At 68.0% G+C, this 7,566-nt stretch carries 6 protein-coding genes; 1 reads left to right on the top strand and 5 read right to left on the bottom strand.

The annotated features are described in order from the left end of the window. Positions 1 to 97: 97 nt before the first annotated feature. The 5 genes from ALLO2_RS27685 to ALLO2_RS22505 form a co-directional block, all read right to left on the bottom strand. On the bottom strand, positions 98 to 349 hold the full coding sequence (locus tag ALLO2_RS27685) for a tyrosine-type recombinase/integrase (RefSeq protein WP_255353893.1): 252 nt from the start codon (positions 347 to 349) through the stop codon (positions 98 to 100). A gap of 297 nt (positions 350 to 646) precedes the next feature. Continuing rightward, positions 647 to 1,672 carry an XRE family transcriptional regulator gene (locus ALLO2_RS22525; protein ID WP_232235286.1) on the bottom strand — a complete coding sequence of 342 codons (1,026 nt, stop codon included), beginning with the start codon at positions 1,670 to 1,672 and terminating at the stop codon, positions 647 to 649. A 1,508-nt stretch (positions 1,673 to 3,180) separates the two neighbouring features. Next, positions 3,181 to 3,453, bottom strand: a complete 273-nt coding sequence (locus tag ALLO2_RS22515) for a hypothetical protein (protein ID WP_011435464.1) — start codon at positions 3,451 to 3,453, stop codon at positions 3,181 to 3,183. 2 nt (positions 3,454 to 3,455) lie between these two features. Further along, complete coding sequence (locus ALLO2_RS22510; RefSeq protein ID WP_023842188.1) at positions 3,456 to 6,143, bottom strand: SUMF1/EgtB/PvdO family nonheme iron enzyme; 2,688 nt, start codon at positions 6,141 to 6,143, stop codon at positions 3,456 to 3,458. Beyond that, on the bottom strand, positions 6,140 to 6,931 hold the full coding sequence (locus ALLO2_RS22505) for a class I SAM-dependent methyltransferase (RefSeq protein WP_023842187.1): 792 nt from the start codon (positions 6,929 to 6,931) through the stop codon (positions 6,140 to 6,142). The genes ALLO2_RS22510 and ALLO2_RS22505 overlap by 4 nt, the downstream gene beginning before the upstream one ends. Positions 6,932 to 7,343: 412 nt before the next feature. Between ALLO2_RS22505 and ALLO2_RS22500 the strand changes: the two genes are divergently transcribed. Beyond that, on the top strand, positions 7,344 to 7,566 hold a 223-nt coding region (locus ALLO2_RS22500; protein WP_232235284.1), incomplete at its 3' end, for a helix-turn-helix domain-containing protein.

Below are 7,566 nucleotides of genomic sequence, written 5' to 3'. Positions count from 1 at the left end.
ACCCACACCCCCTACAGTGAGGCAACCGCATGGACACAGAAAGCAACACTCGACGTCGCCGCTTGACAACGAAAACCATGGGATGTCTGACCTGCAGCTAAGCATTTCTCTCCCTATCCCCGGAATGCTCCTTGATCGTTGTGGGCGGCACGTGGGCGCGGGGAACTGCATTCGCGATTGCCTCCGCTGCGGCCCGGCCCGTCGACCGCAACAGATGGGCGTACAGATCCCCCGTGATCCGGGTAGAGCTGTGCCCGTGGCGTTTCGAGACGAGCGTGATGTCGACCCCCTCAGCGAGCTGGATCGAGGCCGAGCTGTGCCGCAGATCGTGTAACCGCCGCCGGGACAGCAGATCCCGGCCGAGCTCGTCACCGGGCAGGAGCTCGAAGGGAAGCGGGCCGTCGAGGGTGAGGGCCGCGCCCGCCCCGCGGCGGCGCGGGCTGCCACCTCGTAGTCGTAGGCGCTGACCTTCAGCGCATGCTCGCCCGCTTCGAGGAAGAGCCTGGCGAGGACCTGGAGCTGGGTGGTTGCCCGGCCGGGGAGGATTCTGGCGGCCCAGGGGACGAGGCTGGCCAAGGAGTCACGATCGACGGTGAGACGCACCCGCCCATTGTGCGCCTCGTACGAACGGATGTTCGGATACGGCTCAGGTGGCGGTTGGAGGAAGTGCGGGCCGTTCGGCGGCCTGGACGAGTACCCCCAGGTCGTGGACTGCGGGCAGGGCGGGCCAGCGGGCGTCCATCTGCCGCCACATCTGCCCGGCGACGTCGACAACCCAACTCGTTCGCTGTTCCCCGACAGCGGCCAGCGCGGAGCGTGCGGCATCGGCGGCCCGTTCGGGGTCCGGCTCGGGTCGGCGTAGGTAGCTGCGTGCGAGGGCGTTGTATGACCCCCCGAGGTTCCCGGCACGCCCGGAATCCGCGTAGGCCGCGATAGCGCGCCGGGCGTGCTCCTCGCTCGCGGGATCGGCGAGTTGAGAGAGGATCGCCGCGCTCTGGGCGAGGGCTTGATCCTCGTCAACGGCGACCGTTCCGGGCAGAGGGCCACCGGTCCACAGGTTTGCCCACATGTCGTCGAGGGCGTGGCGGGCTGCCGCCGGATCGCCCGCACGGGCCGCGGCGCGGGACTCGCAGGCGCCGAGCATGGGCCGGGCGTAGGGGTGGGCGTCCTGGCGCCGTTCGGCGGCGACGGCTTGGGCGCGGTGCGGCTGGTTACGGAAGAACGCGAACGAACTGTCGAGCACGGCGACGCAGTCCGCGAGGAGCCGATCCCCGGCCTCGTCTGCGTGCTGGCCGGCGAGGTCGAGGTAGGTGTCGGCTGCCTGGGTGTGGCCGAGGTCGTTAGCGGTCAACGCGAGGTAGAGCGCGTACTGGCCTGCGCGGGTGTCCAGGGTGGTGCGGGTCCGGCCGCGGACCCGGCCGTCGAGGAGCCGTTCTACGGCGAGCCAGCCCGTTTCGACCCGGGGCACCAGCAGGCCCGCGGGTGTGGCGGTATAGGCCGCGGCGATGTCGTGCACGTCCCGTTCGATCTCGCGGAGGGNGCGAGGAGCCACAGCCGATTCGGCGATGCGGTCGGAGATCGCCGCCGCGGTGTCCGCGGTGGCGAACAGGCCGGCTGCTGCCATGCTGCCGCCGATGAGAGTGCGTCGGTTCGTCGGGCTCGTCGGACTCACCTCCTCCGCTGGTTCCACTGTCGGGTCATTCCCCGTTGTCGCGCTACCCCTTCGCGCGAGATTGGGGCGGAATCAAGTGGTNATGGCGACACATGCCCTGCCAGCGGATTGTCGAAAACTTCGACTGGCTTCGCACCGTTCAATGTCTGCTGTGGCGTCTGCCGTGGCCGTCCAGTCAACTGTGCGGCCGCAGTATCAAACTCCGCCGCCATCCCGGTGCGCTGGCGACGGAGCGTCCCTTTCCGGGGCGTGGCCGAGGTTCCGCTCGGCTTCGGGAGCCCGTTACTCCGGTTACCGGAGAGAACGGAGCAGGAGCCGGCCGAACCGGGTGAGGAGCAGGGCGCCGGAACCGGCGAGCGCGGCGAGCACGCCGATGAGGAGGTCTCGCGCCGAGTTCACGCCGAGGACCTGGAGTACCGCGAAGGCGGCGCCGAAGGGCAGGCCGACGACGGTGATGACGCCGAGCGCCGCGCCGACCTGCTGCCCCTCCTGGGTCTGGGCGATCCGGTTCAGGTCGACGATCTCGGTGAGCACGGCGTCGAACCGCTCGGGCAGATGGTGCTGTGCCTGATAGGCGGTGAGGATGTCGTTCGCCGGGCCGTGGGCGCTGGCGTCCCGGAGCCAGTAGATGTTGCGGAATCGCGCGGCCCGTTCTTCGAGACGAGCAAGATGACGGGTAAGGTCCTGGGCTTCGAACGCGCGGGCCGCCTCGGCGATCATCTCGGTGATGGCCACGTTCTGGATCATGCCGATCAGGACCGCGTCGAGGTAGGTGGTGTGGGCGTAGAGCTGGGCGAAGCCGAAGAACGCATCGTCGGCGCCGTCGTCGGGGCGTAGACCGAGAAAGGCGGCGCCGTCCCGGGTGACGAGCCCGCGCCAGTCTGCGGAGAGAATCACTCGTCCGTCGAGGAGCTGGTCGGCGTGGTCGGGATCCGGCGGGTAGTCGGCGTTGGCGGTACGGGATGCGAGATGCCACAGCCAGGTGTCCGCGGTCGACCAAGAGTCGATTCGGGCGGCGTCAACGGGTCGCGGCGGGTCGGCTTCGGGNAGGGNGGGGNAGGTCAGGAAGGCGATTGTGAACCTTCGGGCCGACGGCGCCAGGCGGGCCCAGGTGGGCAGCGCCGAGCCGAGGTCGGGGGGTGGGGTCGCACTGCCGCGCCGGCCGGCGACGGCGCGCAGGACGTCGAGGAGCTCGGACCCGCCGGTCTGGATATGGACATGGACGATGACGAAGGCGCGATCCGGCCGGTCCGGGTCGGGTAGGAGGATCTCCGTCCCGAAGATCGGGCTGTCCGTCTCGCCGGTGGGTGCGGTGCGCTGCCAGCGACTCGGCCGGTCAGGCGTGCCGTAGAGGATGCGTGCGCAGGCGGCGCTGAAATAGGTGCTGCGTGCGGCGGTGGTCGCTTCGATTTCCTTGTGGCGTAACGGCAGCGGACCTTCCGGCCAGTCCGGGGTGCCGGTGAGGAAGGCGGGACAGACGACCACGAAGGAATGCCGTCCCGGCTGGTCTACCGGTAGAATTCGTCGACCTCCGGAAGGTCCAGTCTGATCACGAAGTGAGCTCGGCCGGTGGACGGGTCGACCTCGAAACGCACACGCTCCCCGACGATGATCGTGCGGAATCCTTCGGTGACGATGTCGCTGTAGTCGAAGCCGTGGATCTCGCCGGTCTCGTCGTCGCGAACCAGGTAGGTGGCGGTGACCCGGTGGGGTCCGCTGCCCAGCGGCTGGCGGTCGACGATCCGGCCGAACCGCTGCCCGCTGTCCGGCTCGCCGGTCATGGTCACGCGACCTCCCGCACGCAGCGGAACCCGACGGCGTTACTGCTGCCCCGACGTAGGTACAGGGCCTTCGACGAAGTCTGCACCGCCCGGTACGGGTTGTCGTAGGAGCCGCCGCAGATCACCGCGGAGTTGATCCCGTCGAACACGGTCTCGGTCCATTCCCACACGTTGCCGGACATGCCGTGCACCCCGAACGGGGACAGGTTCGCCGCATGATCGGTCACCGGGGTCGGGGCGCAGTCCCGCAACCGGCCGCCGTCGATCTCCTGCTTCCAGACCTCGTAGGTCACCAACGGCCGGCCGCTCCACGCGTCGGCGCAGTTGACCGCGGCCAGGTCGACGCCGTCTCCCCAGGGGAACAGCCGGCCATCCGTGCCCCGGGCGGCGGCCTCCCACTCGACGCAGGTCGGCAGCCGCTTGCCCTCGAAGCGGGCGAAGGCGTAGGCACTCCACCAGTTGACGCAGTTCGCCGGGTAGTTATCGTACACCGGATCGGTGAAGTACTCCGGGTTGCGCAAGCGTTCCTGCCATGGTTCGTGGCTGTGGCCTGGCGGAGTGTCCGGATGATCCCACTGCGCGCAGCCCTGCTCGGCGACCGCGGCGAGGAACGCCTTGTACTGCCCGACCGTCACGGGGAACTCGTCGAACAGCACCGGCTTCTCGATCTTTCGAAGAAGGAGGCGGTGGCTCGGCCCGACCAGGTACGTCGCTGCCGGCAGCGTCCGCGGGGGCGCGGGGATCGTCTCGGCGCCGAGGTGGACGAGGAACTCCCGGACCTGCTCGGTCAGAATCGGTTCGGCGTTGCTGCCCGCGGCCTCCCGTCCGGCCGCGGTCCGCAGGTAGCGCGCGGCGAAATACTCCTGGAAAACGGTGTGCACCAACGCCACCGTGCCGGCGCCGGCCGGACGGAACAGGGGCGCGAGCAGTAACGTCTCCAGCGTGACCCGTCCCTCGGCGAAGCATTCGATGCCGACGTGGGTGCAGATGTCCGCCAGAGTGAACACCGCCTGATCGGCCAGGAACGCCGGGCCGAAGTAACTCTCCAGCCTGGGCTGGAGATCAGCGAGCCCGGCGGTGTTCAGGACCTGCCCGATGCGGGCCGGCACCAGGTCCGCGAGGTGCCTGGCCGCATCCACGGCGGGCCCCCGCGCGAGCTGGCCGGTCTGCTGAGCGAGCCGCAGTTCCAACGGCGAGACCGAGTAGACCCGCTCGTCCGCGTGCAGCTTCAGGTCACCGAGTCGGACCACGCTGAACTGCGGAAGCTCCAGCGGATCGACGCCGTTCGCGTGCAGCTGCTGGACGAGCTGCTCCGAGATCAGCGACGAGCTGTTCAGCAGCCGGCGGACCTCGGGCGAGTCGGCGAGGAACGAGTAGCGGGACGACATCACGACCGTCGACTCCGCCGACAGCGCCTGCGAGACGTCGGAGAACACACCGAGGAACGCCTCCAGGCTCGTGTTCGGCACCGCCTCATCGATCGCGTCGAGCACGCACAGCACGGAGCCGGCCCGGATCAGGTACAGGAAGACGTCGAAGACCCGGTTCCGCGGAACCGTCATGTACGGGTTGAGGGTCCGGGTGACAAAGTCACCGAACTCCTCCTCGGGTTCCTTCAGGCTCATGTCCAGGTAGAAGCGGTAGCGATGCCGTGCGGGTTCCGAGCCGTCCGCCGCGAGCTGCTTCAGCAGCGTCGTCTTCCCGCTGCCCGGACCACCAATGACGAGGATGTTCGCCGAGGTTCCCGCGAGACGGCGCAGGATCTCCCCGGCGTCGAACGTCTCGGTGACCGTCATCTCGCCGGTGTGCTGGTCCGTTTCCAGCACATCCCCAGCGATCCTGAACGGCTCCATGTCACGGGGTCTCGTCTCCGGGTAGCTGAGCGTCAGGGCGGACAGATGCGACGGTACGTCGACGATTCTCTCCATGAACCGCTCGTAGGCCACGATGCGGATCTCACCGTCCGCGAACGGCGCCACATCCTCGGACGGCTCGTCCTCGACGATCAGAAACCGGGTGTGCTTCGGGAGCTGGGTACTGAGGATCTCGCCGCCGGTCGTAGTGAGAAGCTGGTTCAGCTCCTCCAGGCTGCGACTGAGCATGATCTCCACATACTCGGCCTGCAACCCGATCTGCCGGCAGAACAGCTGGTAGACGGTGCTCTCGGACAGCTCGAACCGCTTGATCGCCTTGTAACCCAGGGTCGCGTACAGGCCCGAGAGGAACTCGGCCTTCCGCTCGACGAGCGGATCAAGGCCGGGCGCGTCACCGGTGATCGCGGTAACGCCGGTGCTGGTGAACCAGTCCAAGACGTCCAGGAGCCGGCGCACGGCGAGAAGGCCGTCCTCCTCGGCGATCTCATAACCGTCATGCGACGAACGGTTCCGAAGCCGCTGGATGTCGGTAAACGCGTTGATGATGTTGGTACTGCGGATATGCGGCCGGCAACCTTTGATCAGATCGTTCAGCGCCTTGCCGGACGGGTCGCCCGGAACCTCACGATGGGTCCACAGCTGCTTCAGCAGCCGTTCGGCGATCTTTCCGATGAGCGAGACGGTGTTCTCCGGATAGCCGTCACTCAACGACTTGATCGGCCGGGTGAAGTCGAGGCCGAGATGTCGCGCGATCCGATCATGACCGTTGAGCTCGCCCTGCAGCCGATGAAGACGGTCATCGACGGTCTCGGTCACGAGACGGTCCTCCTCCGGGTACCGAGCACGAAGGCGAACCGGTCGGGAAAGAACAGCACCGGTTCCGGATGGCGGGCGTCGATCTCGGCCACGCCTGCTTCGATCTGGTCATCATCGAACGTCGAGAGCAACGACATGTACCGACTGCGCACCATCGCCAGGTACCGGTCCTTCGGGATGCTCAACGGGTGGTCGCGGTACGTAAGACTCGCGGTCAGGCCCGCATCGCGCATGTGGTCCGCGATGTCGGCAGGGTCCGGCTGCAGCTCCTCGAACCGCTCCAGGGCCGCGACGAACAGCGGGTACGAGATCCGGATCGGCAACATCACGATGAGGAAACGGCCACCGTCGCCGAGAAGGCCTGTGAGCCCGGCGATGACCCGCGGACGGTCGGCGGGGGCCACGTGGTGGATCGCCTCTTTGATCATCACCACGTCGAGTGAACCGGGCCCGACGGCCGTCGTTGCGTCGGGGCTGGCCGCGCCGGCGAGCTGCTCCGCCGAGGCGTGCACCGGGCGAAAACCGGGATCCGAAGGCAGCTGGCTCAGCATCCCCTCGGACGGGTCGGCGCACAGGATCGGCGTCGACGGCCGGACGATCTCGAAAACCCGGCGGGTGTACAGTCCCGTCCCGCACCCGACGTCGATGATCCGATCGTGGGAGGTCAGGGTGAGCGCCCCGGCCATCTCCCGGGTCATCCAGTCGAGGAAGACGTCGCTGTAGGTCCAGTTCTGGTCGTACGCGCCAGCGAGGCGCTCATAGTGTGCCGACGTTCCCGGCTCCGCCAAACTGGATCACCTCCCGCCCTGCAACCCAAGCGGATCGTAACCGATCGGCTCCCCAACGGCTCCGGATTGGGACAAGTCGGCCAACGAGCATGACGCCCTGCCATCGCCTCTGGCGACATAACCGGGAACCCTGCTCGTCCCTCCGACGACCACGGTTCTCGCGAGAGTCGAGCCGGGCCAGCGGGTCGGCCAACTGTCTGGCGTTGCGTTGCGCTGCGCANAGCCGGCATAGCAGTTGTTCATGAGGACGTGGGTCGTGGCGACGTCGTTCGCTACAGATCTTGAATGGTCGGGGTCTGTTTGATCACATCCGGTCTGTCCGGGTATGACCCGGCCGTGTCCGACGCTTGTATCGGGCATGAGGTATGCGGATGGTNGCGGGCTTACCGNGCAGGGTCGTGCCCGTCGGGAAGTGGTCCGGGTGCAGGCGGCGGACCTGTTCGCCGCCGGGGTCGATCCGGTCGAGGTCGCCGGGCGGCTGCGGGTGAGTACGAAGTCGGCCTACCAGTGGAAACGGCTCTGGCAGGCCGGTGGCACGGCGGCGCTGGCCTCACGAGGACCCAGTGGTGCGTCATGCCGCCTGTCGGACAGTCAGCGTGACCGGCTACGGGTCGAACTGGACCGCGGTCCGGCCG

The organism is Frankia sp. Allo2, assembly GCF_000733325.1.
GTDB lineage: Bacteria > Actinomycetota > Actinomycetes > Frankiales > Frankiaceae > Frankia > Frankia casuarinae.
The sequence above is the reverse complement of the archived record's forward strand: the minus strand, read 5'-3'. Positions and strand labels throughout refer to the sequence as shown.

Excerpts from the sequence above, each read along its gene's own strand:
- ALLO2_RS22515 (WP_011435464.1), bottom strand. The coding sequence starts at position 3,453 with ATGACCGGCGAGCCGGACAGCGGGCAGCGGTTCGGCCGGATCGTCGAC.